The following is a 26115-nucleotide window of genomic DNA, read 5'->3' on the forward strand; positions in this document are numbered from 1 at the left end:
TCTTAAGCCGCTGGTGGTCTGGCGGCTTTTTTGTTTTCGACGCCAGAATCGCCTTCCATGTCCGCTGACCGCCAGGATCCCATCGTCGCCATCGCCACCGCCCCGGGGCGCGGTGGGGTGGGCATCGTGCGCATCAGCAGCCCGGTGGATGTCGCGCCGCTGGCGCTGGCGCTGGGCGGTCGGGTGCTGCCGGCCCGGGAAGCTTGCTACGTGCCGTTTCGCGATACGCAAGGGCAGGCAATCGACCACGGGCTGGCGCTGCGCTTTCCCGCGCCGCATTCCTATACCGGCGAGCATGTCCTGGAGCTGCAGGGCCATGGCGGTCCGGTGGTGCTGCAGTTGCTGCTGGCGCGCTGCCTGGAGGCCGCGTCGATGGTCGACCCGGCGAGCGGCCAGCCGCTGCTCAAGCGCTTGCGGCTGGCGCGGCCGGGCGAGTTCACCGAGCGCGCATTTCTCAACGACAAACTGGATCTGGCACAGGCCGAAGCGGTAGCGGACCTGATCGACGCCAGCACCGAGGCGGCGGCGCGCAGTGCCGGGCGATCGCTGTCGGGTGCGTTTTCCGATGAGATCGCCGGGCTGCGCGATGCGCTCATCCAGTTGCGCATGCTGGTGGAGGCGACGCTGGATTTTCCCGAGGAAGAGATCGACTTTCTCCAGCAGGCCGACGCCCAGGGTCAGCTCGACCGCCTGCGCGGCCGGCTCGATGCGGTGCGCCAACGCGCACGGCAGGGCGCGCTGCTGCGCGAGGGCATCACCGTGGTGATCGCCGGGCAGCCCAACGCCGGCAAGTCTTCGTTGCTGAACGCCCTGGCCGGTGCCGAACTGGCCATCGTGACGCCGATCGCCGGCACGACGCGCGACAAGGTCACCCAGACCATCCAGATCGAAGGCGTGCCGCTGCACGTGGTCGACACGGCCGGGTTGCGCGCCAGCGACGACGCGGTGGAAAGCATTGGCATCGCCCGGGCCTGGGACGAGATCGGGCGCGCCGACGCGGTGCTGTTCCTGCACGATCTTTCGCGGGCCGGCGAGGCCCGTTACGACGCGGGCGACGACGACATCCGCCGCACGATGGACGAGCGCGCGGTCGGGCGCGCGGTGCCGGTGCTGCAGGTCTGGAACAAGAGCGATGCGGTCGATGCCGCACTGCCGGCGGCGATGGGCGAAGACGCGATCCGGCTGTCGGCCCGCACCGGCGCGGGCCTCGACCTGTTGCGGCGCCGACTGCTCGAGGTTGCCGGCTGGCAGTCCGCGCCGGAAGGGCTCTACCTGGCGCGGGAACGGCATCTGCAGGCGCTGCGCGAGGTCGACGAGCATCTGGCCGATGCCCACGAGCGACTCGCCCTGGGCAATGCGGCGCTCGACCTGCTGGCCGAGGAACTGCGCCTGGCGCAGAACGCGCTGGGTGCGATTACCGGCGAGTTCGGCGCGGACGATCTGCTCGGCGTGATCTTCTCGCGCTTCTGCATCGGCAAATAAGGCTCGCGTTCCTGCGCGAAGCTTTGCAGCGCGCCATGAGCACGTGCCCATGTGCAACGCATAATGTTACGGAAAAAGCGAACAGCCGGCGCCTTGGGCCGGCGGATCCACCTCCGCAATGTCTTACTCCGTTCTCCTGGTCGACCACGACGAATCGCACATCCGGCGTGTCCTGGAGTCGACGCGGCGTCAGCGCCTGGATCCACATATCGAAACGGCCGACTCCGTGGCGCAGGCGCGCCTGGCGCTGCGGCGCAAGAATTTCGACGCGGTCGCCGTACGGCACCGCCTGCCGGACGGCACTGCCTTCGAGCTGCGGCGCGATGCCGGCCAGGCGCCCTTGCTGATCGGCGTCGAGCCCGGCGAGGAAGCGGTGGCCCGGCGCGCGATCCGGCTCGGCTTCTTCGACTACTGGGTGTTCGACGCGCGCTTCCAGTTCGCCCGCACCTTGCCGATTCGCCTGGCGCGCACCGCGCTCGGGCGCCGGCAGGAAGCGCAGCGCAATGCCTCGACGGCGCGGCTGGCCAGCCAGAACCGCCTGCTGCAGTCGATCTCGCAGGCGCAGTCGACCTTCATGGCCGCGCCGACACAGCCTTTGGCTTTCGACCGGCTGCTGGGCAACTTCATGTCCCTGAGCCACAGCGCTTACGGCTTCCTGGCCGAAGTGCTGCCCGACGACAAAGGCGGCTCCACCTTGCGCTGCCAGGCCATTGCCGACGTGCGCTGGGACAACGAGACGCGCGCGACGGTCGATGCCCAGATCGAGAAGGGCTCGCTGACCGCCGACCTCGACCGGCTGCTCGGCAGCGCCCAGGCACCGGGCCAGGCGGTGGTGTATGGCGCCTCGCCGATCGACCGGGTGCCGGACGGCTTGCCCGCGGGCCATCCGCCGATCGAATCGTTTCTCGGCATGCCGGTGCGCGCGGCGGGCCGCGTGGTGGCTTTCGTAGGCTTGGCCAATCGCCCTGGCGGCTACGGGCAGCAGCTGATCGAGTTGCTCGAACCGCTGGTGAGCACGGTGGCGCAGCTGTCGATGGTGAGCCGAACCGTGGCCGAGCGGGTCGGCACCGAGCAGCAGTTGCGCGACAGCGAGGCTCGTTGGCGTGACCTGACGACGCTGTCGTCGGGTTGGTACTGGGAGACCGACAGCGACCTGCGCCTGGTCCGCATGGAGGGCACGGTGCGCGACGACGAGGCCACGTTCAACAACCAGCTGCGGCTCGGCATGCATCCGTGGGAGATGGAGACACTCAATCTCAACGAGACCCACTGGCGCTCGCACCGCAAGCTGCTCGAATCGCGCCAGCAGTTCCACGACCTCGAGATCGAGCTGGCCAGCGACGGCGGCGAGAGCCAGTGGATGTCGATCAGCGGTCGGCCGTACTTCGACGCGGCCGGCTTTCGCGGCTACCGCGGCGTAGGGCGCGACATCAGCGCGCGCAAGCATGCCGAGGCGCGGGTCGAATGGCTGGCTTTCGTCGATGACCTCACCGGGCTGCCCAACCGCCGGCTGCTGCTCGATCGGCTGGAGCAGGCCATGGGCGACAGCAGCCGCCTGGGCCGCTGCGGTGCCTTGCTGCTGCTCGACCTGGACAACTTCAAGGATGCCAACGACACCCTGGGCCCGGCCGGCGGCGACCGGCTGCTGACGCAGGTGGCCAGCCGGCTGCGTGGCTGCGTGCGGCCGCACGACACGGTGGCGCGATTCGGCGGCGACGAGTTCGTCGTGCTGGTGCAGGGATTGCCGGCCGACATTCCGGCGGCCTCCGCGCAAGCCGAGGCACTGGCGCAGGCGGTGCTCGCCACCCTCGGCCGTCCTTATTCCATCGACGACGGCGACGTGGTCAGCACGCCGAGCATCGGCATCGTGGTGTTCGCCGATCACCAGCTGCCCTCGCACGAGGTGATCAAGCGCGCCGACCTGGCCATGTACGAGGCCAAGGCTGCCGGCCGCAACACCTTCTGCTTTTTCGATCCGACGATGCAGGAAGCCGCCCAGGCGCGCATGCGGCTCGAGAGCGACCTGCGCCAGGCGCTGGCCAAGCAGTCGCTGATCGTCTACTACCAGCCGGTGGTCGACCGCCAGGGTCGCATGTCCGGCGTGGAGGCGCTGGTGCGCTGGCCGCACCCCCAGCGCGGCATGGTGTCGCCGGGCGATTTCATCCCGGTCGCCGAACGCACCGGCCTCATCGTGACGCTGGGCCGCCAGGTGCTGTGCATGGCGTGCCGGCAGCTGGCCGTTTGGGCCAACGATCCGAAACGCGCGCACCTGACGGTCTCGGTGAATGTCAGCGCGCGGGAATTCCGGCATCCGCTGTTCGTCAGCCAGATGCTGGCGGTGGTGGAGCAGGAGGGCGCCGATCCGCGGCGGCTCAAGCTCGAGATCACCGAGAGCCTGCTGCTGCACGACGTGCAGGACACCATCGCCAAGATGACGGCGCTGCGCAGCTACGGTCTGTCGCTGTCGCTGGACGATTTCGGCACCGGCTATTCGTCGCTCAGCTACCTCAAGAAGCTGCCCTTCGACCAGCTGAAGATCGACCAGTCCTTCGTGCGCGGCGTGCTGGTCGATCCGCACGACGCCGCGGTGGCCTGCACCATCATCCAGCTGGCGCGCAGCTTCGGCCTGACCGTGGTGGGGGAAGGTGTGGAGACCGAGGGACAGCACGCCTACCTGGTCGCCAACGGCTGCGAGCTGTTCCAGGGGTATCTGTTCGGCCGGCCGGTGCCGGTCGACCAGCTGCCGGACGCGTAAGGAGCCGCCGGCTGGCCGTGAGGGCCGGTCAGCGCCGCGACAGCAGTTCTTCGGCCAGCGCCAGCGAGGAGGCGCGCCCGGACAACACCAGCGTGTCGCCGTTCTCCACCAGCGTTTCAGCGTCGTGCGCCGATTGGCGGCCGTCGGCCCGGCGCAGGCTGACCACCCGCACGCCGACCGTGTGCAGTGCCAGCGCGCCGATGCTGCGGCCACCTGCTGCCGAGCCGCCGGGCAGGGTGAACGGCGCCAGGCGTTCGGTGTCGCCGTCCTGCGGGGCATCGTCGTCGGCGCCGTGGAAATATCCGCGCAGCAGGTCGTAGCGGGCATCCCGCTGGTCCTGCACGACACGGATCACCCGTCGCATCGGCACCCCGACCAGCGCGAGCGCGTGGCTGGCCAGCATCAGCGAGCCCTCGATGGCCTCGGGTACCACCTCGGTGGCGCCGGCGGCCTGCAGCCGTTCCAGGTCGCGGTCGTCCTGGGTGCGCACGATGACGGGCACCTGCGCGGCGTGCGAACGCGTGTGATCGAGCACCTTGAGCGCCGAAGGCGTGTCCAGGTAGGTGATGACCATCGCGCTGGCCCGCGCCAGGCCGGCGGCCATCAGCGCCTGCAGTCGTGCGGCGTCGCCGAACACCACCGAATCGCCGGCGGCGGCGGCCTGCCGGACGCGGTCGGGGTCGAGGTCGAGCGCGATGTAGGCGATGCCCTCGCGCTCGAGCATGCGCGCCAGGTTCTGGCCGCAGCGGCCGTAGCCGCAGATGATCACGTGCCGGTTGGCGTTGATCGATTTGCGTGCGATGGTGGTCATCTGCAGCGACTGCTGCAGCCAGTCGCTGGCCACCAGCTTCATCACGATGCGGTTCGACGACAGGATGATGAAGGGCGCGGCCAGCATCGACAGCACCATCGCCGCCAGCACCGGGTTGAGCAGCTCGGGCGGCATGAGCTGGTGCTCTTGCGTCAGCTGCAGCAGCACGAAGCCGAATTCGCCAGCCTGCGCCAGGTAGAGCGCGGTGCGCAGCGACACCCCGGTAGTGCCGCCAAGGGCGCGCGCCAGTCCCATTACCAGCACCAGCTTCAGGCCCAGCGGCACGGCGAGCAGCAGCAGCACCAGGGCCCACTGGTCGAGCAGGATGTGCCAGTCGAGCATCATGCCGACGGTGATGAAAAACAGGCCGAGCAGCACGTCGTGAAAGGGGCGGATGTCGGTCTCGACCTGGTGCTTGAATTCGGTTTCCGACACCAGCATGCCGGCGATGAACGCGCCGAGCGCCAGGCTGAGCCCCGCCTGCTCGGTCAGCCAGGACAGGCCGAGCGCGATCAGCAGCAGGTTGAGCATGAAGAGCTCTTCGCTGCGCAGCTTGGCCACCAGCGTGAGCCACCAGCGCATCACCCGCTGGCCGCCCGCCAGCAGCAGGCCGACCAGTACGGTCGCCTTGGCCATGGCGATGGCCAGCGCCGGCAGCAGGCGCTCGGGCGCGGCGGCGAGCGCCGGCACCAGCACCAGCAGCGGCACCACCGCCAGATCCTGGAACAGCAGCACGCCCATCACCCGCTTGCCGTGCTCGCTTTCCAGCTCCAGCCGCTCGGCCATCAGCTTGACGACGATGGCGGTGCTGCTCATGGCCAGCGCACCCGACAGCGCCAGCGCGGCACGCCAGTCGACCCCGGCGAAGGCCGTCAACACCCGCGCCGCGACGAGCCCGCCGGCGGTGGCCACCGCCATCGTCACCGCCACCTGCGCCAGGCCGAGGCCGAATACATGGCGGCGCATGGCCCGCAGCTTGGGCAGGCTGAACTCCAGCCCGATCACGAACATGAGGAATACCACGCCGTATTCACCCAGGTGCCGCACGCCTTCGGAGTCCTGCGCGAGGGCCAGCGCGTGCGGCCCGATCAGCACCCCCGCGGCCAGGTAGCCGAGCATCGGCGGCAGCCGCAGGCTGCGGCACGCCACCACGCCCACCACTGCGGCGAGCAGGAAGAGCAGCGTGAGGGCGAGCGACGACATCCCGGCATGCTAGCGTGCGCCAAGGCCCTCGCCGCCGTGCGGCACGAAGCCAGCCGATAAAATCCGCCGATGACCGCGTCCCTGCCTGCCTCCTATCGCTTCGATCCCGCCGAGGCCCTGCGCCTGGCGCACCAGACGCTCGACATCGAGGCCGCCGGCGTGCTGGGCCTCAAGCGCGGCCTCGACGATCGTTTCGTCCAGGCGGTGCGCGCCATCCTCGAATGCCGGGGCCGCATCGTGGTGATGGGCATCGGCAAGAGCGGCCACGTGGCCCGCAAGATCGCCGCCACGCTCGCCTCCACCGGCACGCCGGCGATGTTCGTCCATCCCGCCGAGGCCAGCCACGGCGACCTGGGCATGATCACCGCCGCCGACGTGGTGCTGGCCTTGTCCAACAGCGGCGAAGTCGCCGAACTGACGGTGCTGCTGCCGCTGGTCAAGCGCATCGGCGCCACCCTCGTCTCCATGACCGGCAACCCGCGCTCTTCGCTGGCGCGCCACGCCGACATCCTGCTCGACAGCGGCGTCGAACAGGAGGCTTGCCCGCTGCAGCTCGCGCCCACCGCCAGCACCACCGCGCAGATGGCGCTGGGCGACGCACTCGCGGTCGCGCTGCTCGACATCCGCGGCTTTCGCGCCGAGGACTTCGCCCGTTCGCACCCGGGCGGCTCGCTCGGGCGACGGCTGCTGACGCATGTCTCGGATGTCATGGCTACCGGCGACGCCGTGCCCCGGGTGCTGCCCGAGGCGAGCTTCGCCGAGCTCATGCACGAGATGTCGGCCAAGGGTCTGGGCGCCGCGGCCATCGTCGACGCGCGAGGCAGCCTGCTCGGCATCTTCACCGACGGCGACCTGCGCCGCCTGGTCGAAACCGGCGCCGACCTGCGCGCCTTGCGCGCGGCCGACGTCATGAAACCCAATCCCCGCACCATCGCCCCCACCGCCCTGGCCGCCGACGCGGCCGAACGCATGGAGCAACACCGCATCACCGCCCTGCTGGTCGCCGACCCCAACGGCCTGCTGCAGGGGGTGGTGCATATCGGTGAACTGATGAGATCCAAGGTGGTATGACGATGGATTCCACGCCCGGCCCGCTGTCGCCCGTGCTGCGTTACAACCCCGAGCTGCTGCTGCGTGCGCAGGACGTGCGGATCGCCTTCTTCGACGTCGACGGTGTGCTCACCGACGGCGGCCTGTATTTCGCCGAATACCCGGAAGACGACCCGCGTGTCGGCGGCGAGCAGATCAAGCGCTTCAACACGCTCGATGGCCACGGGCTCAAGCTGCTCCAGGCGGCCGGCATCGTGCCGGCGGTGATCACCGGCCGAGATTCGCGACCGCTGCGGGCGCGGCTGACGGCCCTGGGCGTCGAGCATGTGCATTTCGGCACTGAAGCCAAGCTGCCGGCCGCCGAAGCCACGCTGGCGTCGCTCGGGTTCGGCTGGCACCAGGTCGCCGCCATGGGCGACGACTGGCCCGACCTGCCCGTGTTGCGCCGGGCGGCCTTCGCCTGCGTGCCGGCCACCGCGCATGCGGAAGTGCTGGCCGTCGCCCACCACGTCACCGCCGCCGCCGCCGGCCACGGCGCGGTGCGCGAATGCTGCGACCTCCTGCTGGCGGCCACCGGCCGCTACGATGCGCTGCTGCAGGCCTTCGCCCAATGAGCACGCCACCCGTCCATCAGACGACCACCCTGCCCACGCCGCAGGGTCGCGCCCGACTCACCCCGGCGGCCATGCTGCGTGGGGCCATCGACCGGTTGTCGATCTACCTGCCGATCGCGCTCATGGGACTGCTGGCGTTGGGCAGCTACTGGCTGGTGCGCAACTCGCCCACGGCCGCCGCGCCCGAGGTCGTGGCGCCCCTGCGCCACGATCCCGACTACTACATGCGCGACTTCGCCCTGCGCACCTTCGACGCCAACGGGCGCCTGCAGCGCGAGGTCTTCGGCGTCGAAGGACGCCACTATCCCGACACCGACACGCTGGAGATCGACAAGCCGCGCATCCGCGCGATCGCCGACACCGGCGCCATCACGGTCGCCACCGCCGAGCGGGGGCTTTCCAACGGCGACGGCTCGGAGGTGCAGCTGATCGGCAACGCCATCGTCACCCGCGAGCCGATGACCGGCAAATCTGGCCAGGCGATACCGCGCATGCAGTTTCGGGGCGAGTTCCTGCACGCCTACACCACGACCGAGCGGGTGCGGTCTGACCGGCCCGTCGTCATGACGCGTGGCACCGACACCTTCACCGGCGACGCCATGGACTACGACAACGCGGACCAGGTCATGCAGTTGCGCGGCCGGGTCCACACCACGCTGCAGCCACGGCAGAACGCGCCCGCCCGTTGAACGCCGCCATGACCGCGTCGCCCCTGGTCTTCATCACCGGAGCCTCCAGCGGCATCGGACAGGCCCTGGCGCTGCATTACTACCATCGCGGATGGCGTCTTGCGCTGGTCGCCCGCCGGCAGGAAGCCATCGACACGTGGGCCGCCGAGCAGCGACTGGAAACCGGGCGTTGGGCGAGCTACCGGGCCGATGTCGCGGTCATCGACAGCATCGTCGGCGCCAGCCAGGCGTGCATCGCGGCACAGGGCCTGCCCGACGTGGTCATCGCCAACGCCGGCATCAGCGTGGGCATCGACTCCGCCGACCGCAGCGACATCGACGTACTGGCCGAAAGCTTCGCGACCAATACCGTGGGTATGGCGGCCACCTTCCATGCATTCGTCGCCCCCATGGCCGCGCGCGGCAGCGGGCGGCTGGTGGGCATCGCCAGCATCGCCGGCATTCGCGGCTTGCCCGGCCACGGCGCCTACAGCGGCAGCAAGGCCGGCGCCATCGCCTATTGCGAGAGCCTGCGCGGCGATCTGCGCGGCAGTGGCGTGCGCGTGGTCACGCTGTGCCCGGGCTACGTCGACACCCCGCTGACGCAGGGCAATCGATACGCCATGCCGTTCATGCTCACGCCCTCGGCTTTTGCCGAAAAAGCGGTGGCGGCCATCGATAGCGGCGCTGCCTTGCGTGTGATCCCCTGGCAGATGAGCATCGTGGCGCGGGTCATGCGCCTGCTGCCGCCGTCCTGGTATGACCGGCTGGTGGCCGGCCGCGGACGCAAGAAACGACGTGGCGAGGCCTGATCATCAGGGGCGCAAAACAGAAAAAGGCCCCGAAGGGCCTTTTTGCTTTTGGTGTGATCGAAGCTGACGCGATCTCAGTAGCCGCCACCGCCGCCGCCGTAACCACCGCCGCCACCGCCGCCGTAGCCACCACGGCCGCCGCCGCCACCACCGCGTGGACCGGAGCCGTACGGGCTGCGGAAGCCGCCGTCGCCACCACCACCGCCACCACCGCTGCGGCCACCGCCGCCACCGCCGTAACCACCGCCGCCGCCGCCGCCACTGCGGCCACCGCCGCCGTAGCCGCCACCGCCGCCGCCGTATCCACCGCCGCCACCACCGCCGTAGCCGCCGCCACCGCCGCCGTAACCACCACCACCGCTACGCGGCGGGCGGGCTTCCATGGGGCGCGCTTCGTTGACCACGACGCTGCGGCCGCCGAGCGGCTGGCCATTCATGCCGTTGATGGCCGATTGCGCTTCTTCGTCGCTGCCCATTTCCACGAAGCCGAAGCCCTTGGAGCGGCCGGTGTCGCGTTCCATCATGACCTTTGCACTGGTCACGGAACCGAATTCGCTGAAAGCCTGTTGCAGGTCATCGTCGCGAACCGAATACGGCAGGTTGCCGACGTAGAGTTTGTTGCCCATTGAAGGGACTCCTAAAAACACAAGAGATAAAAAAGCGATGGAGTCTGCAACGCAATCAGCAACCGACCACGCGAACCCGACGAAACACCGCGAAACGAACGCTACACGCCCGCGAGCGCATTATGGTCCATAGCTTTGCCGAAAAGGCAAGCAGTTATTACGCAGGCGACCCCCGCCCTGGATTTCGAATCAGGGATTACCCGCGTAAGTCGGGACTAACCAGAATTACCCTCGCACGCCGCGCACCGCATCTGGGAATGATCATCCGCGATTGTGGTGCGCATCTTCATACTGCCACGCGTAAATGGTGCGCCACCGGCGAATTACCGAGGTATTAGGTCCGATCGGCTCCATTCGACATCGATACGGTGCTGACTCGAATATGTATATGCGGCCGATGCGCCAGAACCTCGGCCTACCGCCTTAATTCGATTCGGCCGTCGTCGCCTTCGGTGGCCCGGCCCGGCAATCCGGCTGGTACGGCACGGCCGCTATACTCCGCCCTGCGCCGATTTGCTCCAGCTTGCGGGCGCTTTACAAATGCTGCTAAAGACGGACCGGCAAGACACCCTCGCACCCGGCCTCGTTCGCAGCGAAGCCGGGTTTTTTGTTGTCCTGTCGTGTTCCTCTCGCCATGAATCTCATTGCACAGTCCCGGGCCATGCGCTTCGACGCAGCCCTGCGCCTGCGCAGCGGCGCCAGCATCGCAGGCTATACGCTGGCCTACGAAACCTACGGCAACCTCAACGCCGCGCGGTCCAACGCGGTGCTGGTCTGCCACGCGCTCAACGCATCGCACCATGTCGCCGGCGTCTATGCGGGGCAGGCCGGCTCCGAAGGCTGGTGGGACAACATGGTCGGCCCCGGCAAGCCGCTCGATACCGATCGTTTCTTCGTCGTCGGCATCAACAACCTCGGCTCCTGCTTCGGCTCGACCGGCCCGGCCGACATCGATCCGGTGACCGGGGAGGCGCGCGGTGCCGACTTTCCGGTGGTCACCGTGGAAGACTGGGTCGAGGCCCAGGCCCGGCTGCTCGACGCGCTGGGCATCGGCCGGCTCGCCGCGGTCATGGGCGGCAGTCTCGGCGGCATGCAGGCACTGTCGTGGGCGATCCAGTTTCCCGAGCGCGTGGGGCATGCGGTGGTAATCGCCAGCGCGCCCAACCTCAACGCCGAGAACATCGCCTTCAATGAAGTCGCGCGCCGCGCGATCGTCACCGACCCGGATTTCCACGACGGCCACTTCTACCAGCATGGCACCGTGCCGAAACGGGGGCTACGCATCGCCCGCATGATCGGCCACATTACCTATCTGAGCGACGACGTGATGAACACCCGCTTCGGGCGCGAGTTGCGGGATGCGGTGGCCTATCGCTACACCACCCAGGATGTCGAGTTTCAGATCGAGAGCTATCTGCGCCACCAGGGCGACAAGTTCAGCGAATACTTCGACGCCAATACCTATCTGCTGATTACCCGGGCGCTCGATTACTTCGACCCGGCCCGTGCCACCGGCAGCAACCTGTCGAAGGCACTGGCGGTTTGCAAAGCGAAATTCCTGCTGGCGAGTTTCACCACCGACTGGCGCTTCGCCCCCGCGCGCAGCCGCGAGATCGTGCGGGCACTGCTCGACAACCGCATCGACGTGAGCTATGCCGAAATCGACGCGCCGCACGGCCACGACGCCTTCCTGCTCGACGACCCGCGCTACCTGTCGTTGGTGGGGGCGTATTTCGAGCGTGTCGGCGCCGAACTGGAGGCTTCGGCATGAGCGATCTCGCCACCTACCGGCTCCTGTCGCAGTTGGTGCCGCGCGGCGCACGCGTGCTCGACCTAGGCTGCGGCGACGGCACCATGCTCGACCTGCTGGCCCGCGAACGTGGCTGCACCGGCTACGGCATCGAACTCGACGACGCCAACGTGCTCGCCTGCGTGCGGCGCGGGGTCAACGTGATCCAGCGCAACCTCGAAAGCGGTCTGGACCTGTTCGACGACCAGGCCTTCGACGTCGTGCTGCAACTCGACACCCTGCAGCACCTGCGCAATGCCGAGACCATGCTGCTGGAGACGGTACGCGTCGGCCGCACGGGCATCGTCGCCTTTCCCAATTTTGCGCACTGGCCCAACCGGCTGTCGGTGCTGCAGGGTCGTATGCCGGTGACCAGGCGACTGCCCTACCAGTGGTACGACACACCGAACATTCGCGTGGGCACCTTCCGTGATTTCGATGCCTTGGCGAGGCGCAATCGGTTGCAGGTTCTCGACGCGTTCGGATTACAGGGTGGGCGCGAGGTTCGTTGGTTTCCGAACGCACGCGCGGGCACCGCTGTGTTTCGACTGCAGGCGTCCGGGACGTAAATGAATGCATCCATGCGCTACCGGCGCGCTTCATTGCAAACACAGCGGTGACATGGGTTTGGGTGACCATCGCCTCGCAACATTGGTTAAATAGCGTTACTCATATTGCGAAAAACCGGGAAGCTTTGCGCGTAAGTGGTCCCTAGCATCAGGTCTCCTTTTAACGGAGAACCCATGGCGCTTCAATCCAACTTCTTCGGCAGCAAACGCGATGCCGACACCCCTGTAGCCCGCCCGGGCGCATCCACCAACAGCGCGGGCACGACCGTGACCCTGCCGTCCTCCTCAAGCACCGCCAGCAGCGCTTCCACCCCTGCCCCCGCATCCTTGATGCGCGACGTCAAGCCGGCCGTCACCACGCCGGTGAGCACCGGCGACAGCGTCAAGGCCGAGAACCCCAGCAAGCTGACCGTCGGGCCGAACATCAAGCTCAAGGGCGTGGAGATCACCGACTGCGACACGCTCGTGGTCGAGGGATTGGTCGAGGCGACGATGGATTCGCGGGTGATGCAGGTCGAGGAAGAGGGCGCCTTCAAGGGCTCGGCGCAGGTCGACTTCGCCGAGATCCGGGGAAACTTCGAAGGCACGCTCAACGCCCGCACGCGCCTGGTCATCCGGTCGACCGGCAAGGTCACCGGCCATGTCCGCTATGGCAGCGTGATCATCGAAGAGGGCGGCCAGCTCGGCGGCGAAGTGCATTTCGGCGCTGCGCCCACCCTGGCCAGCACCTCGTCGCGCGTCGAGGCGGCGGCTGCCTGAGCATGTTCAGGCCAACGGCGCCAGGCCGAGCCGCCGCAGCATGGCCGCGGCGGCGGCTGGCGCCCGCTCTTTCGCGCCGTTGATGAAGTAGACGAAGACATCGCGGCGATCGGTCTCCGGTCCGTCCTCGGGGCTCACCTGTTCGAGGCCGACGGGTCGTTTGCCCTCGCTCCAGGCGCGCGCGCACTGCGTCCAGCGGTCGAGCGCCGCATCGTCGTAGCCGGTCACCACGTCGGCCGAGGCCATCATCAGCCGGGCGTAGACGAAGTCGGTCGTGGCGTCCGGAATGGACACGAACTTGTCCGCATCGGTGAAGACGATGGCGCAGCGGTGGCGCCGGGCCATGGCGACGAATGCCGGATCGCGGAACGACGGGTGGCGCACGTCGAGCACGTGTCGCAGGGCAACACCGTCCCGGCGCTCGGGCAGCAGGCCAAGGAACGCCGAAAAGTCGTCCGGGTCGAACACCTTGCTCGGCATGAACTGCCAGACGACGGGCCCGAGCTTCTCACCCAGCTCGGCCACACCGCTGTTGATGAAGCGATCCACCGATTCGCCGGCCTCGGCCAGCACCCGCCGATGGGTGCAGTACTGCGACGCCTTGACCGAGAACATGAAGCCGCGCGGCGTGGCGTCGCGCCACTTGGCGAAAGTGGCGGGCGTCTGGTTGCGATAGAACGTGCCGTTGATCTCGATGGCCGGCAGCTGCCGGCTGGCCCAGTGCAGTTCCTGGGCGTGCGGCAGGCCTTCGGGATAAAAATTGCCGCCGCGCCATGGCTCGAAGGTCCAGCCGCCGATGCCGGTGCGAATGCGGTGTTCGTTCTGGTCCCCCATGCCTGGTCTCCCTGTTTGCGCCGAGCGGCGGTAACCCCATTGTGGTCGGCGTCGTCCATGGCGGCGTAAAGTGCTGTGACCACATCATCCGCACCCCAGGACAGCCCCATGAACGCACCCCTGCACCGCGAGATCCCCGCCGGCCTGCTCGATTCGGCCCGGCTGGGAGCCGAAATCACCGAACAATGGGACGGCGACATCGTCCGCCAGATCACCGACTACATCGCCGTGCCGGCCAAGTCGCCCGGCTTCGAGAAGGACTGGGCCGCGCTGGGCTATATCGACCTGGTGGTGCGCAATGCTGCCGACTGGGTCGAGCGGCAGAAGGTCGAAGGCCTGTCGCTCGAGGTGATCCGCCTGCCCGGCCGCACGCCGGTGCTGTTTTTCGAGGTCGCCGCGTCCACCGGCACGGCCGGCACGCCGCGCACCGGCACCCAGACGGTGCTGATGTATGGTCATCTCGACAAACAACCCGAATTCACCGGCTGGCGCAGCGACCTCGGGCCATGGTCGCCCAAGTACGAGGACGGCAAGCTCTACGGACGCGGCGGCGCCGACGACGGCTATGCGGTGTATGCCTCCATCGCCGCCATCCAGGCCCTCAAGCGACAGGGCGCGGCGCATCCGCGCATCGTCGGGCTGATCGAAACCTGCGAGGAATCCGGCTCCTACGACCTGCTGCCGTATGTCGACGCCCTGCGGCCACGCCTGGGCGATGTCGGTCTAGTGGTCTGCCTGGACTCCGGCGCCGGCAACTACGACCAGCTTTGGCTCACCAACAGCCTGCGCGGCATGGCCGGCGGCACCCTGCGGGTGGAAGTGCTGACCGAAGGCGTGCATTCGGGCGACGCTTCCGGACTCGTGCCGTCGTCGTTCCGCATCCTGCGCCACCTGCTCGACCGTCTGGAGGACAGCGCCACCGGCCGGCTGCTGCCGGCGAGTTTTCACTGCGAAGTCCCGGCCGACCGCCTGGAGCAGACCCGCGCCACCGCCGCCGTCCTGGGCGACGAAGTCACCAAGCGCTTTCCCTGGGCGCATTACGACTGCGGCGGCTCCACCCTGCAGGTGCTGCCGACCACCGGCGACCCGGTCGAGGCGTTGCTCAACCGCACCTGGCGGCCGACCCTGTCGGTGACTGGCGCCGAGGGCTTCCCGGCCATGAAGGACGCCGGCAACGTGCTTCGGCCTTTTACAGCCTTCAAGCTCAGCCTGCGCCTGCCGCCGCTGGTCGAGGCCGGAGGCGCGGTGCAGGAGCTCAAGCGCCTGCTCGAAGACAACGCGCCCTATCAGGCCAAGGTCACCTTCGAAGGCGGCGGCGGTGCCACCGGCTGGAACGCGCCGTCGACCTCACCGTGGTTCGAACAGGCGCTGGACGCGGCTTCGCTCGCCCATTTCGGCGCGCCCTGCGGCCACATCGGACAAGGCGGCACCATTCCGCTGATGAACCTGTTGAGCCAGGGCTTCCCGACGGCGCAGATGATGGTTTGCGGCGTGCTCGGCCCACGCAGCAATGCGCACGGACCGAACGAGTTCCTGCACGTGCCCTACGCCAAGCGGCTGACGGCGGCGGTGGCCGAGGTCATCGCCCGCATGCCCTGAGACGGGCTCGTCGGCGTCAGCCCAGCAGGCGCATCAGCGCAGCGAGCGGCGCGGTTTCGGCGCGCAGGATCTGCGGCCCCAGGCGCACCGGCGCAAAGCCGGCTTCCATCGCGGCGGCCTCTTCCTGGGGCGTCAGCCCGCCTTCCGGGCCGGAAAGAAAGCAAGCCTCGACCGGGTCGCCGGTCTGCAGCGGCGCCGAACCGTCGGCCAACGAAAGCAGATAACGCTGCACGCCGTCCGCCAGCTTCGGCTGGTGAAGCCAGTCGGCCAGGCTGGCCAGCGGCCTGACTTCCGGCACCCGGTTGCGCCCGCATTGTTCGCAGGCCGCGACGGCCACCGCCTGCCAGTGCGCGGCCTTCTTCTCGGCCCGCTCGCCCGACAGTCGCAAGACGGTCCGTGCACTCATGAGCGGCTGAATGCTGGCGGCCCCGAGTTCGGCCGCCTTCTCCACCAACCAGTCCATGCGTTCGTTCGCCGGCATGCCCAGCGCCAGATGAATGGTGCGCGGCGCCTCGCGCTCCACCGGGTCGAAAGCGCCAATCTCCACCGCCACATCGCTGCGGCCCATGCGGGTGATGACGGCCGTGTACTCGCCGCCCCGGCCATCGAACAGCGTGACGGTGTCGCCCGGCTGCATGCGCAGCACCTGCACATGGCGTGCGGCACCGGCCGGAAGCTCGAACGCCGCACCAGTGGAGAGCGGCTGTGAACAGAAGATGCGCGGCATGTCGCGGCGGCCGTCGGCTAGACGCGACCGAAGGCGTAGCCGGTGGCGACCTCGGTGCCCTCGATCCGGTCGAGCACCTTGAGCAAGGGCCCCAGCGCGCGATAGCGGTCGCAGGTGGAGCGGATGTAGCCGATGAAGCGTGGCGTGTCCGCGAGGTAGCGCGGCTTGCCGTCGCGCAAGGTGAGCCGGGCGAAGATGCCGGCCACTTTCAGGTGCCGCTGCAGGCCCATCCATTCGACCTCGGCGTAGAAGGCGCCGAAGTCGTCGCCGACCGGCAGGCCGGCCTTGCGCGCGGCTTCCCAGTAGCGCACGGTGACGTCGATCACCAGGTCTTCGTCCCAGCTCAGGAAGGCGTCGCGCATCAGGCTGGCGATGTCGTAGGTGATGGGGCCGTACACCGCGTCCTGGAAATCGAGCACGCCCAGCGGCGCGGCCGGGTCGTGGTCGTCGACCATGAGGTTGCGCGGCATGAAGTCGCGGTGCACGAAGACCTGCGGCGCTGCCAGGTTGCGAGCGACGATCTGGTCGAACGCCGACGCCAGCGTGGCGGCATCGGCGCCTTCCAGCTTCACCTGCCGGTAGGCACCCAGGTACCACTCGGGAAACAGCGCGAGTTCGCGCCGCAGCAGGGCTTCGTCATAGACGGGCAGCACGGCCGGGCGGGACGACACCTGCCACGCCACCAGCGCGTCGATCGCCTTGCGGTACAGCGGCAGGGCGGCCGCGCCGTCGGCCGGATCGATCACGTCGAGCATGGTGCGCCGGCCGAGGTCGTCGAGGAGCAGAAATCCGTGTTCGGCGTCCCAGGCGAGCACGCGCGGCGCGCGCAGGCCGGCGTCGGCCATGAGCGAGGCGATCTGCACGAACGGCCGGCTGTCTTCCTTGTCGGGAGGTGCGTCCATCACGATGGCGCTGCCGCCCGGCATGGCAGGAGCGTCGATCCGGAAGTAGCGGCGAAAGCTCGCATCGGCCGAAGCGAGCCGCAAGGTGGCCGGCGCCAGGCCGTGTGGCGGGGCGACGGCGGCGAGCCAGCGCGCGAAAGCTTCGGCTCGCGCCGGGTCTGCCCAGGCGATGGTGGAGGACGGCGCGGGCAGGGTATCGGGTGGGGTCATGGATAATCGATTCTACAAAGCCGCCCACCGGGCAGGTTTTGTCCTGCAAGACGAGTTTTGCCGCTCGTCGGTTCCGCCGACCCCTGTTTATTTCGCTGTACGCCCGAACGCCACGGCTCCGCCGACCGATGCCCCGACCGAAGATCGCCTTGCTCTCCCGTCCGTCGCCCTGGCCGCGCGCGGGACGTGGCCCGTTCTCACTCCGCGCCACCGCCTGGGCCAGCCACGCGCTGGTCGCGGCGACGCTGCTGCAGGGCGGCAACGCCTGGGCGCAGCTCGCAGCCGCCACGGCCGACGAACCGCTCATGCTGCGACGCACCCCCTTGCTGCGCGATGTGATTCCGTCGGAGCAGCGCCGCAACCTCCCGATCTTCGTGACCGGCGAGCGCACCACCGGCCTGACCGACTACCGCACCACCGTCGAGGGCAACGCCGAATTCCGGCGCGCCGACATCGTGATCCGCGCCGACAAGCTCGACTACACCCAGCCCGACGATCTCGCCATCGCCATGGGCAACGTGTACATCAACCGCGCCGGCGATATCTTCACTGGGCCGCACCTGGAGCTGCAGATCGACGCGATGCAGGGCTTCTTCGAGCGGCCCAGCTATCGGTTCCTGGGCACCAACGCCTACGGCCAGGGTTCGCGCATCGACTTCATCGACGACCAGCACATGGTCATCCACGACGTCACCTACACCACCTGCCAGCGCCGACCGGGTCCGAGCTGGATGCCCGACTGGGTCATTTCCGCCCGGTCGCTGGAAATCGACCAGGGCACCGGCCAGGGTGTGGCGCACGACGGGGTGATGCAGTTCAAGGGCCTGCGCATGCCGGCCGTGCCGTCGCTGTCCTTTCCGCTGACCGAGGCCCGCCAGTCCGGCTTCCTGCCGCCGGTCATCGGCCTGAACAGCATCAGCGGCGTCGAGACGATGATTCCGTACTACTGGAACATCGCGCCCAACCGCGACGCCACGCTCTATCCCTCGCTGCTGAGCAAGCGGGGGGTCGATCTGGCGGGCGAATTCCGCTATCTGGAAAGCAACTATCGAGGCCAGATTCGCGGCAACTACATGCCCGACGACCAGCTGCGCAACGGCATCGACCGCTGGGGCATTTCGGCGCTGCACACCGGAACGATCGACACCGGCATCGACGCCGTCGGCGCGGTGGGCTTCAGCGCCAACATCAATCGCGCGAGCGACAACAACTACTGGCGCGATTTCCCGCGCACCAGCGTCTCGCTGACCCAGCGCCTGCTGCCGACCGACCTCAACTTCAGCTGGGGCCGCGGCGACTTCACGCTCAATGCGCGATCGCTCAAGTGGCAGACCCTGCAGGACGTCAACTCAGTCATCGTGCCGCCGTACGACCGCCTGCCGCAGGTGGTGGCGCGCTACGGCAAGCTCGACGCCAACGGCTTCGATTACTCGGTCGAAGCCGACTACACGCAGTTCGAATCGAACCCATCGCTGACCAACCAGCCCAACGCGCGCCGGCAATACCTGCTGGGGCAGATCAGCCGGCCTTTCCTGGCGCCGGGCGGGTTCTTCACCCCCAAGGTGCAGCTGCACAGCCGGCACTACGATTTCGAATACGCACTGGCCTCCACCGGCCAGACGCAGGACAACGTCACCGTCCCGACTTTCAGCATCGACAGCGGCTTGGTCTACGAACGCAACACCAGCCTCCTGGGCCGTGCTCTCATCCAGACGCTGGAGCCGCGCGCCTTCTATGTCCGCACGCCCTTCCGCAACCAGAACAACCTGCCCAACTACGACACCGCGCGCAGCGACTTCAACTTCGCCTCGATCTACAACGAGAACGCGTTCGTCGGCAACGACCGGATCTCCGACAACAACCTGCTGACGGTCGGCGTCACCACCCGCCTGATCGACGCCAACACCGGTGCCGAGGCTGCCAAGTTCGGCATCGCGCAACGCCTGCGTTTCCAGGACCAGAAAGTCGTGCTGCCCGGTGAAGCGCCGGTCACCGACCGCCTGAGCGACGTGATGGTGGGCGGCTCGGTCAACTGGACCGAGAAGTGGGCCTTCGACTCCACCGTGCAGTACAACCCCAAGACCGATCGCTCGGTGCGCTCGAGCATCGGCGGGCGCTACAGCCCCGGCGACTACCGGCTGATCAATGCCGCCTACCGATTGCAGCGCGGCACCAGCGAGCAGGTCGACGTCGGCTGGCAATGGCCCATCAACGACCTCTGGGGTGATTTCGGGCAGGAGCTCGGCCGCGGTCGTGGCCAGGGTCCGGGACGTCTCTACACGGTCGGACGCGTCAACTACAGCATGTTCGACAGCAAGATTACCGATGCCGTCGTCGGCTTCGAATACGAAGGCGACTGCTGGATCGGCCGGGTGGTGCTGGAGCGGCTGCAGAGCAGCACCACCACCGCCAACAAGCGCCTGCTGTTCCAGATCGAATTCTTCGGCATGTCGCGCGTCGGTTCCAGCCCGCTCGAAATCCTGCGCCGAAGCATTCCCCGCTACCAGTACCTGAACGAACAGGTGATGACACCGAGCCGTTTCAGCAACTACGACTAGCCGCCCGCCGTCACCAGCGCCCGGCAGCCTCCAACCATCGTCACGGACGAGCGTCCACCACCATGAAGCATCACAACGCCCTCTTTCTCTCGCTGACCCTCGTCGCCCTCGGCCTGCTCGGGACGACCGGTGCAGCGGCGCAGGGCCTGCGGCTGTCGCCCAGCATGTCCGCGCCCGGGACCTCGTTGCAGCCCCCGGCCGGCGCTGCGGCCGCCATGGCGCCCACGGTGCAACAGGCCGACTACATCGTGGCGGTGGTCAATTCCGAGCCTATTACCAACAGCGAGGTCAACATGCGCGCCGACCGCGCTGCGCAGCAGATCTCCCAGCAGGGCGCTGCGCTGCCACCGCGCGATGTGCTGCTGCGTCAGGTGCTGTCGCGCCTCATCAACGAAAAGGCGCAGCTGCAACAGGCCGTCGAGAACGGCATCAAGATCGACGAACCCATCATCGACCAGGCCGAAGAGAACGTCGCCCGGCAGAACAACACCGATCTTGCCGGCCTGCATCGCCGCATGGCGGCCGACGGCATCTCGCTCGAACGTTTCCGTTTCGACCTGCGCAACCAGCTCATGTTGCTGCGTCTGCGCGAACGTGAAGTCGAGTCGCGCGTGCGGGTCACCGACCAGGACATCGACCAGTTCATCCGCGAACAGCAGACCGCCGAAAGCGCGACCGGCCAGCAGATCAACCTGCAACACGTGCTGGTGCTCGTGCCGGAAAATGCCACGCCGCAGCAGGTCGCCAGCCTTCAGGCGCGCTCGCAGGGCATCGCCGACCGCGCCAAGGGGGGCGCCGATTTCGCCGTGCTCGCCCGCGAAAACTCCGACGCGCCGGAAGGCCGCAGCGGCGGTCTGCTCGGCTTGCGGCCGGCCGACCGTTACCCGAACCTGTTCGTCGAGGCCACGCAGAACCTGCCGGTCGGCGGCATCGTGGGACCGGTCCGCTCGCCTGCGGGCTTCCACATCCTGAAGGTGGTCGAGCGGGTCAACGGCACCGGTGTTCCGACCCAGGTCATACAGAACCACGCTCGCCACATCCTCCTGCGCCCCACGCCGCAGATGACCGAGGCTGCGGCCATCGAGCGCCTGGCCGACCTCAAACGGCGCGTCACCACCGGCCAGTCCGACTTCGGCGAGCTGGCCAAGCAGTTCTCCGTGGACGGCAGCGCCAAGCAGGGCGGCGACCTGGGCTGGGCCAACCCGGGCCAGTTCGTGCCCGAATTCGAGGAAGCGATCGAAGGCCTCCAGCCGGGCCAGGTCAGCGACCCCCTCGTGAGCCGGTTCGGCGTGCACATCATCCAACTGATCGAGCGCCGCGAACACACGCTCAACCAGCGCGAACAGCGCGACATGGTGCGCGCCGCCGCCCGCGAAAAGAAGCTCGACGAGGCCTACACCACCTGGGCGCAGGAAGTGCGCGGCCGCGCCTACGTCGAGCTGCGCGAAGTGCCGCAATGAGGCCGTCGGCTTGCTGCTTGGTGGAGTCCGAAGCGTGAAGCACATCGCACGCAAGCGTTTCGGGCAGCATTTCCTGTCCGACGGCGGCATCATCGACGGCATCGTCGATGCGATCGACCCGAAACCCGGCCAAGCGATGGTGGAGATCGGCCCGGGTCTCGCGGCGCTGACGCAACCGCTGGTGGAGCGTGTCGGGCGCCTCACCGTCATCGAGCTGGACCGCGATCTCGCCGCCCGACTGCGCTCACACGGGCAGCTCGAAGTGATCGAATCCGACGTGCTGAAGGTCGACTTCACCGCGCTCGCGGCGCGGCTGGGTGTCGCCAAGTTGCGGGTGGTCGGCAACCTGCCCTACAACATTTCCACGCCCATCCTCTTTCAGCTGCTGGGCCATGTCGATGCCATCGAAGACCAGCACTTCATGCTGCAGAAGGAAGTCATCGACCGCATGGTCGCATCGCCTTCCACGGCCGCCTACGGTCGGCTGTCGGTGATGCTGCAGTGGCGCTACGCCATGGAGAATGTGCTGTTCGTGCCGCCCGAAAGCTTCGACCCACCGCCGCGGGTCGACAGTGCGGTCGTCCGCATGGTGCCGCGCGCCGAGCCGCAAGCATTGTCGCCGCCGCTGCTGGAAGAGCTGGTACAGGTCGCCTTCAGCCAGCGCCGCAAGCTGCTGCGCCACACGCTGGGCAAATGGCTGGAGGCGCGTGGCGTCGAGGTCGCCTTCGACCTGACGCGACGGGCTGAGGAGGTGCCGGTTGCCGAATACGTTCGACTCGCGCAAACGGTCGGCCCATGAAAAAACCCGCCATCGGCGGGTTTTTTCATGGGGGCGCGTCAAGCGCGATCCGATCGATTCGACATTACGCGGCGGTCAGCCAGTAACCCGAATTGAAGGGGCTGCTCATGCGCAGCGCCATCGGCGACACGTCCACGAGCTTGTCGGTGGGCATTTTCTCTGCGGGATCGGTCTCGATCGCGATGCCGGCAACGGCCTCGGCCGCCGGAGCCTCGTTCGCCCGTTCTGCTTGGCTGGTGGATGCAGAACGGGCTACAGAAAAGAATAGAAGCAGCGGAAGGACACCTTGCGGTCGCCCCAATAATCCGAGGCGTCGCGGAAGATGTCGAGCAACTGTTCGCGAGCCTCCTTGTCGAACTTCGCGTGCGCCGGAATCTGTTCCAGCACCACGATGAAGCCAGGCTGCGGGCCCGATTTATGCAGCGGGTCCGTCATGCAGTCGTACAGCGCATCGAAGTTCTTGCCGAAGTGCGACGGGAAGGTGAACTGGGCCGCGATCATGTCGAGCACGTCCTGCTTCGACTGGGCTTCTGCGAGGTTGGCGTACAGAAAGTGCTGTCCCATCGACTGCGCCGCCTCTTGAAGGTCGGGCACACGGTGTGCGCGAATCGACTGAACGATATTGCTGCGCACGCCACGAAGCGGGGACTCGTTTTCTTTGGTACGAAGTGGGGTATCCATCTCCGCTGCTCTTTCTTTTTTCAAGGGGCCTGAATTCTGGAGTGCGAAAGCCGAATCGCTCGCTTCCGTCTCCGATTGGTGTGATGAGAGAAATATCATTCGACGATCTCCCGAAAGCTCGAGTAGTGGTCTGCGGTATAAAAACAGCGCTCGGGATTTCGAGGGGCGCCGCCGCACACGATGCGCCGGGCACCCCGGTCGCGCGATCTTGGAGTGACAACCGTGTATTCGCGGTAATGGCCGCGCCGGAAAGGCGGAAGCAGTTTTTCGCGATTGCCGAACACCACACCGTCCTTTTCGAAAGGGAAGGGACCGCCGGAGCGGATCAACCCGTACGTTTGTCGCCCTTCAGGGGGAAGCTCCGCCACTCGGATGGTTGCCGTGGGGCTGACCACCGATGGAGGTGTCTTCGAAACTGCAGGGCCAGCCGCGAGAAGTGCGACGGAGGCGGTGGTGGCCAGCAAAGCTGCCGCGACCAAACCCCTGATCCGTGCTCCAGGCGCCGGGTGGGGCGTGCTGCGGAGCAGAACCCGCAGGTCAGGCGCGATCAGCGCCAACCTTCGCAACATGCGCAAATACCTTTCGGGAAATCACTGGCCAGAAACTGCGGACGGAAATGCCGGCAAACAGCCGCTTTTTAACGACTAAAAGCGCGGGTAAACCCCCGAAATTTCAATCCAGTAGTGTGACGGAAAGAGCACTACTGCGCAAGTATCGGGCAGGCGCGAAGCGCCGAACCGGTGCAAAAAGCGCCGATTCGGGGCCTTGTTTCGACCGTTGCGGTCGCGTCAGCGCGTGGCGTTGGCGTCGGCGACGGTCAGCGCGGTCATGTTGACCACGCGCCGGACCGTGGCGCTGGCGGTCAGGATGTGCAGGGGCTGCGCGGCGCCGAGCAGCACCGGGCCGATGGCGATGTTGCCGCCGGCTGCCGTCTTGAGCAGGTTGTAGGAGATGTTGGCTGCGTCGATGTTCGGCAGTACCAGCAGGTTGGCGTCACCGGTCAGGGCGCTGTGCGGCATGACCTGCATGCGTTGCGCACCATCGAGCGCCACGTCGCCGTGCATTTCGCCGTCGACTTCGAGCCAGGGCGCCTGGATGCGCAGCAGATCGAGGGTTCGGCGCATCTTGACCGCGCTCGGTTCGTTGCTGCTGCCGAAGTTGGAGTGCGACAGCAGCGCGGCCTTGGGCTTGAAGCCGAAGCGCAGCATTTCCTCGGCCGCCATCACGGTGATCTCGGCCAGTTGTTCGGCCGTCGGGTCGTAGTTGACGTGGGTGTCGACCAGGAAGACCTGGCGTTCGGGCAGCAGCAGGCCGTTCATGCAGGCGTACGTCGTGACGCCGGCGCGCTTGCCGATCACCTGGTCGATGTACTGCAGGTGCATGTGGGTGCCGCCCCAGGTGCCGCAGATCATGCCGTCGACCTCGCCCTTGTGCAGCAGCATCGAGCCGATCAGCGACAGCCGGCGCCGCATCTCGATCTTGGCGATCTGCACCGTCACGCCCTTGCGCTCGGTCATGCGGTGGTAGGTCTGCCAGAAGTCGCGGTAGCGGTGGTCCTGCTCGACGTTGACGACGTCGTAGTCGGTGCCTTCCTTCAGGCGCAGGCCGAACTTCTCGATGCGCTGGGCGATGATGGCCGGCCGGCCGATCAGCGTGGGTCGGGCGATGTTTTCATCGACCACGATCTGCGCGGCCCGCAGGATGCGTTCTTCCTCGCCCTCGGCGTAGGCCACGCGCTTCTTGGTCGCGCTCTTCGCAGCGGCGAAGATCGGCTTCATGGTCGTGCCCGATGCATAGACGAAGCTCTGCAGCGAGTCGCGGTAGGCGTCCATGTCCTGGATCGGGCGCAGTGCCACGCCGCTGTCGACGGCGGCCTGGGCCACCGCTGGCGCGATCTTGATCATCAGCCGCGGATCGAAGGGCTTCGGGATCAGGTAGTCCTTGCCGAAGACCAGCGGCTCGCCGACATACGCGGCCGCGACCACTTCGCTTTGCTCGGCCTGGGCCAGCTCGGCGATGGCGTGGACTGCCGCGATCTCCATCTCGTCGGTGATGGTGGTGGCGCCCGCGTCCAGTGCGCCGCGGAAGATGTAGGGGAAGCACAGGACGTTGTTGACCTGGTTCGGGTAGTCGGTGCGGCCGGTAGCCATCACGACGTCGCCGCGCACCGCGTGGGCGTCTTCCGGAGAGATCTCGGGGTTGGGGTTGGCCAGCGCGAAGATCACGGGGTTGGCGGCCATCCTGGCGACCATCTCCGGCTTGAGCACGCCGCCGGCCGACAGTCCCAGGAACACGTCCGCGCCTGCGATCACCTCGCCGAGCGAGCGCAGTTCTGTCTTCTGGGCGTACTGGATCTTGTCCTCGTCCATCAATTCGGTGCGGCCTTCGTAGACCACGCCGGCAAGGTCGGTCACGAAGACGTTCTCGCGCTTCAAACCCACCTTGAGCAGCAGGTTCAGGCAGGCCAGCGCGGCCGCACCGGCACCGGAGGTGACGAGCTTGACCTGGCCGATGTCCTTGCCCACGACCTTCAGGCCGTTGAGCATGGCGGCGGCCACGGTGATGGCGGTGCCGTGCTGGTCGTCGTGGAAGACCGGGATCTTCATGCGCTTGCGCAGTTCGCGCTCTACATAGAAGCAGTCGGGCGCCTTGATGTCCTCGAGGTTGATCGCGCCGAAGGTGGGCTCCAGCGCGGCGATGACCTCGACCAGCTTCTGCGGATCCTTCTGGTCGATCTCGATGTCGAACACGTCGACGCCGGCGAACTTCTTGAAGAGCACGCCCTTGCCTTCCATCACCGGCTTGGAGGCCAGCGGCCCGATGTCGCCCAGGCCCAGCACGGCCGTGCCGTTGGAGATCACGGCCACCAGGTTGCCGCGGCTGGTGTACTTGAAGGCGTTGTTCGGGTCCTTGACGATTTCCTCGCACGGCGCGGCGACGCCGGGTGAATAGGCCAGTGCCAGGTCGCGCTGGTTGACCAGCTGCTTGGTCGCCGCGATGGCGACTTTGCCGGGCTTGGGGAACTCGTGGTAATCGAGCGCGGCACGGCGCAGTTCGGCGCGGCGTTCTTCGATGTTGGTGGGAGGCGTAGTGGGCATGCGGTCCGTCTTTCCTTTTGCGCGGCTCGACTGCTGTCGTCGAGTCGACGGCCGGGCTGCCGCTCGCGCAGAGTGAAAGTCAATTGTAGGTCGCCCGCGAGAGGCCACC

General features: G+C 67.5%; 21 protein-coding genes. 13 read left to right on the forward strand and 8 right to left on the reverse strand.

Going from position 1 to position 26115, the window contains the following annotated elements:
* Nucleotides 1–57 precede the first annotated feature (57 nt).
* Together mnmE and R9X41_RS23455 are read left to right on the forward strand one after the other, a co-directional pair.
* Entirely contained in the window at nucleotides 58–1482 is a 1425-nt protein-coding gene (gene mnmE / locus R9X41_RS23450) for a tRNA uridine-5-carboxymethylaminomethyl(34) synthesis GTPase MnmE (protein WP_318632830.1), read from the forward strand.
* A 118-nt stretch (nucleotides 1483–1600) separates the two neighbouring features.
* The gene (locus R9X41_RS23455; RefSeq protein ID WP_318632831.1) at nucleotides 1601–4237 is read left to right on the forward strand and encodes an EAL domain-containing protein; all 2637 of its coding nucleotides are present in this window, start codon (nucleotides 1601–1603) and stop codon (nucleotides 4235–4237) included.
* Nucleotides 4238–4265: 28 nt separating this feature from the next.
* On the opposite strand, the gene R9X41_RS23460 is transcribed toward R9X41_RS23455, so the two are convergent.
* Complete coding sequence (locus R9X41_RS23460) at nucleotides 4266–6251, reverse strand: monovalent cation:proton antiporter family protein (RefSeq protein ID WP_318632832.1); 1986 nt, start codon at nucleotides 6249–6251, stop codon at nucleotides 4266–4268.
* A 69-nt stretch (nucleotides 6252–6320) separates the two neighbouring features.
* On the opposite strand from R9X41_RS23460, the gene R9X41_RS23465 reads away from it, so the two are divergent.
* The 4 genes from R9X41_RS23465 to R9X41_RS23480 all read left to right on the forward strand — a co-directional run bounded on the left by R9X41_RS23465 (nucleotide 6321) and on the right by R9X41_RS23480 (nucleotide 9395).
* Nucleotides 6321–7322: a KpsF/GutQ family sugar-phosphate isomerase gene (locus R9X41_RS23465; RefSeq protein ID WP_318632833.1), complete on the forward strand. Its 1002-nt coding sequence runs from the start codon at nucleotides 6321–6323 to the stop codon at nucleotides 7320–7322.
* Nucleotides 7319–7915 carry a KdsC family phosphatase gene (locus R9X41_RS23470; RefSeq protein WP_318632834.1) on the forward strand — a complete coding sequence of 199 codons (597 nt, stop codon included), beginning with the start codon at nucleotides 7319–7321 and terminating at the stop codon, nucleotides 7913–7915. The genes R9X41_RS23465 and R9X41_RS23470 overlap by 4 nt, the downstream gene beginning before the upstream one ends.
* Nucleotides 7916–7986: 71 nt before the next feature.
* Complete coding sequence (lptC, locus tag R9X41_RS23475; RefSeq protein WP_318635320.1) at nucleotides 7987–8604, forward strand: LPS export ABC transporter periplasmic protein LptC; 618 nt, start codon at nucleotides 7987–7989, stop codon at nucleotides 8602–8604.
* Between the two features lie 8 nt (nucleotides 8605–8612).
* On the forward strand, nucleotides 8613–9395 hold the full coding sequence (locus R9X41_RS23480) for an SDR family oxidoreductase (RefSeq protein ID WP_318632835.1): 783 nt from the start codon (nucleotides 8613–8615) through the stop codon (nucleotides 9393–9395).
* Nucleotides 9396–9469: 74 nt separating this feature from the next.
* Here R9X41_RS23480 and R9X41_RS23485 read toward each other — a convergent pair whose 3' ends face one another.
* Nucleotides 9470–10021, reverse strand: a complete 552-nt coding sequence (locus R9X41_RS23485) for an RNA-binding regulator (RefSeq protein WP_318632836.1) — start codon at nucleotides 10019–10021, stop codon at nucleotides 9470–9472.
* 634 nt (nucleotides 10022–10655) lie between these two features.
* Between R9X41_RS23485 and metX the strand changes: the two genes are divergently transcribed.
* The 3 genes from metX to R9X41_RS23500 all read left to right on the forward strand — a co-directional run bounded on the left by metX (nucleotide 10656) and on the right by R9X41_RS23500 (nucleotide 13138).
* Nucleotides 10656–11792: a homoserine O-succinyltransferase MetX gene (gene metX, locus R9X41_RS23490; protein WP_318632837.1), complete on the forward strand. Its 1137-nt coding sequence runs from the start codon at nucleotides 10656–10658 to the stop codon at nucleotides 11790–11792.
* Nucleotides 11789–12379, forward strand: a complete 591-nt coding sequence (gene metW, locus R9X41_RS23495; RefSeq protein ID WP_318632838.1) for a methionine biosynthesis protein MetW — start codon at nucleotides 11789–11791, stop codon at nucleotides 12377–12379. The genes metX and metW overlap by 4 nt, the downstream gene beginning before the upstream one ends.
* A 174-nt stretch (nucleotides 12380–12553) precedes the next feature.
* Entirely contained in the window at nucleotides 12554–13138 is a 585-nt protein-coding gene (locus R9X41_RS23500) for a bactofilin family protein (RefSeq protein ID WP_318632839.1), read from the forward strand.
* A gap of 6 nt (nucleotides 13139–13144) precedes the next feature.
* Here R9X41_RS23500 and R9X41_RS23505 read toward each other — a convergent pair whose 3' ends face one another.
* A complete protein-coding gene (locus R9X41_RS23505) occupies nucleotides 13145–13972 on the reverse strand; it encodes a DUF72 domain-containing protein (protein ID WP_318632840.1) in 828 nt (275 codons plus the stop codon).
* 108 nt (nucleotides 13973–14080) lie between these two features.
* Between R9X41_RS23505 and R9X41_RS23510 the strand changes: the two genes are divergently transcribed.
* Nucleotides 14081–15571 carry a M20/M25/M40 family metallo-hydrolase gene (locus tag R9X41_RS23510; protein ID WP_318632841.1) on the forward strand — a complete coding sequence of 497 codons (1491 nt, stop codon included), beginning with the start codon at nucleotides 14081–14083 and terminating at the stop codon, nucleotides 15569–15571.
* A gap of 16 nt (nucleotides 15572–15587) precedes the next feature.
* Here R9X41_RS23510 and R9X41_RS23515 read toward each other — a convergent pair whose 3' ends face one another.
* Together R9X41_RS23515 and R9X41_RS23520 are read right to left on the reverse strand one after the other, a co-directional pair.
* Nucleotides 15588–16298 (reverse strand): 16S rRNA (uracil(1498)-N(3))-methyltransferase, encoded by a 711-nt coding sequence (locus R9X41_RS23515; RefSeq protein ID WP_318632842.1) that lies wholly within the window; start codon nucleotides 16296–16298, stop codon nucleotides 15588–15590.
* A 17-nt stretch (nucleotides 16299–16315) separates the two neighbouring features.
* Nucleotides 16316–17410 carry an aminoglycoside phosphotransferase family protein gene (locus tag R9X41_RS23520; RefSeq protein WP_318632843.1) on the reverse strand — a complete coding sequence of 365 codons (1095 nt, stop codon included), beginning with the start codon at nucleotides 17408–17410 and terminating at the stop codon, nucleotides 16316–16318.
* A 128-nt stretch (nucleotides 17411–17538) separates the two neighbouring features.
* Between R9X41_RS23520 and R9X41_RS23525 the strand changes: the two genes are divergently transcribed.
* The 3 genes from R9X41_RS23525 to rsmA all read left to right on the forward strand — a co-directional run bounded on the left by R9X41_RS23525 (nucleotide 17539) and on the right by rsmA (nucleotide 22227).
* On the forward strand, nucleotides 17539–19968 hold the full coding sequence (locus R9X41_RS23525) for an LPS-assembly protein LptD (RefSeq protein WP_318632844.1): 2430 nt from the start codon (nucleotides 17539–17541) through the stop codon (nucleotides 19966–19968).
* A 62-nt stretch (nucleotides 19969–20030) separates the two neighbouring features.
* Nucleotides 20031–21428 carry a peptidylprolyl isomerase gene (locus R9X41_RS23530; protein WP_318632845.1) on the forward strand — a complete coding sequence of 466 codons (1398 nt, stop codon included), beginning with the start codon at nucleotides 20031–20033 and terminating at the stop codon, nucleotides 21426–21428.
* 34 nt (nucleotides 21429–21462) lie between these two features.
* Nucleotides 21463–22227: a 16S rRNA (adenine(1518)-N(6)/adenine(1519)-N(6))-dimethyltransferase RsmA gene (gene rsmA, locus R9X41_RS23535; protein WP_318632846.1), complete on the forward strand. Its 765-nt coding sequence runs from the start codon at nucleotides 21463–21465 to the stop codon at nucleotides 22225–22227.
* 252 nt (nucleotides 22228–22479) lie between these two features.
* On the opposite strand, the gene R9X41_RS23540 is transcribed toward rsmA, so the two are convergent.
* The 3 genes from R9X41_RS23540 to R9X41_RS23550 all read right to left on the reverse strand — a co-directional run bounded on the left by R9X41_RS23540 (nucleotide 22480) and on the right by R9X41_RS23550 (nucleotide 26006).
* Entirely contained in the window at nucleotides 22480–22908 is a 429-nt protein-coding gene (locus tag R9X41_RS23540) for a barstar family protein (protein WP_318632847.1), read from the reverse strand.
* Nucleotides 22909–23003: 95 nt separating this feature from the next.
* Entirely contained in the window at nucleotides 23004–23372 is a 369-nt protein-coding gene (locus R9X41_RS23545) for a guanyl-specific ribonuclease (protein WP_412556646.1), read from the reverse strand.
* A gap of 324 nt (nucleotides 23373–23696) precedes the next feature.
* Nucleotides 23697–26006 carry an NADP-dependent malic enzyme gene (locus R9X41_RS23550; protein ID WP_318632848.1) on the reverse strand — a complete coding sequence of 770 codons (2310 nt, stop codon included), beginning with the start codon at nucleotides 26004–26006 and terminating at the stop codon, nucleotides 23697–23699.
* Nucleotides 26007–26115: the final 109 nt, after the last annotated feature.

Source organism: Xylophilus sp. GOD-11R, from assembly GCF_033546935.1.
Lineage (GTDB): Bacteria > Pseudomonadota > Gammaproteobacteria > Burkholderiales > Burkholderiaceae_C > Xylophilus.

Excerpts from the sequence above, each read along its gene's own strand:
- mnmE (WP_318632830.1), top strand. The coding sequence starts at position 58 with ATGTCCGCTGACCGCCAGGATCCCATCGTCGCCATCGCCACCGCCCCG.
- R9X41_RS23455 (WP_318632831.1), top strand. The coding sequence starts at position 1,601 with ATGTCTTACTCCGTTCTCCTGGTCGACCACGACGAATCGCACATCCGG.
- R9X41_RS23460 (WP_318632832.1), bottom strand. The coding sequence starts at position 6,251 with ATGTCGTCGCTCGCCCTCACGCTGCTCTTCCTGCTCGCCGCAGTGGTG.
- R9X41_RS23465 (WP_318632833.1), top strand. The coding sequence starts at position 6,321 with ATGACCGCGTCCCTGCCTGCCTCCTATCGCTTCGATCCCGCCGAGGCC.
- R9X41_RS23470 (WP_318632834.1), top strand. The coding sequence starts at position 7,319 with ATGACGATGGATTCCACGCCCGGCCCGCTGTCGCCCGTGCTGCGTTAC.
- lptC (WP_318635320.1), top strand. The coding sequence starts at position 7,987 with ATGCTGCGTGGGGCCATCGACCGGTTGTCGATCTACCTGCCGATCGCG.
- R9X41_RS23480 (WP_318632835.1), top strand. The coding sequence starts at position 8,613 with ATGACCGCGTCGCCCCTGGTCTTCATCACCGGAGCCTCCAGCGGCATC.
- R9X41_RS23485 (WP_318632836.1), bottom strand. The coding sequence starts at position 10,021 with ATGGGCAACAAACTCTACGTCGGCAACCTGCCGTATTCGGTTCGCGAC.
- metX (WP_318632837.1), top strand. The coding sequence starts at position 10,656 with ATGAATCTCATTGCACAGTCCCGGGCCATGCGCTTCGACGCAGCCCTG.
- metW (WP_318632838.1), top strand. The coding sequence starts at position 11,789 with ATGAGCGATCTCGCCACCTACCGGCTCCTGTCGCAGTTGGTGCCGCGC.
- R9X41_RS23500 (WP_318632839.1), top strand. The coding sequence starts at position 12,554 with ATGGCGCTTCAATCCAACTTCTTCGGCAGCAAACGCGATGCCGACACC.
- R9X41_RS23505 (WP_318632840.1), bottom strand. The coding sequence starts at position 13,972 with ATGGGGGACCAGAACGAACACCGCATTCGCACCGGCATCGGCGGCTGG.
- R9X41_RS23510 (WP_318632841.1), top strand. The coding sequence starts at position 14,081 with ATGAACGCACCCCTGCACCGCGAGATCCCCGCCGGCCTGCTCGATTCG.
- R9X41_RS23515 (WP_318632842.1), bottom strand. The coding sequence starts at position 16,298 with ATGCCGCGCATCTTCTGTTCACAGCCGCTCTCCACTGGTGCGGCGTTC.
- R9X41_RS23520 (WP_318632843.1), bottom strand. The coding sequence starts at position 17,410 with ATGACCCCACCCGATACCCTGCCCGCGCCGTCCTCCACCATCGCCTGG.
- R9X41_RS23525 (WP_318632844.1), top strand. The coding sequence starts at position 17,539 with ATGCCCCGACCGAAGATCGCCTTGCTCTCCCGTCCGTCGCCCTGGCCG.
- R9X41_RS23530 (WP_318632845.1), top strand. The coding sequence starts at position 20,031 with ATGAAGCATCACAACGCCCTCTTTCTCTCGCTGACCCTCGTCGCCCTC.
- R9X41_RS23540 (WP_318632847.1), bottom strand. The coding sequence starts at position 22,908 with ATGGATACCCCACTTCGTACCAAAGAAAACGAGTCCCCGCTTCGTGGC.
- R9X41_RS23550 (WP_318632848.1), bottom strand. The coding sequence starts at position 26,006 with ATGCCCACTACGCCTCCCACCAACATCGAAGAACGCCGCGCCGAACTG.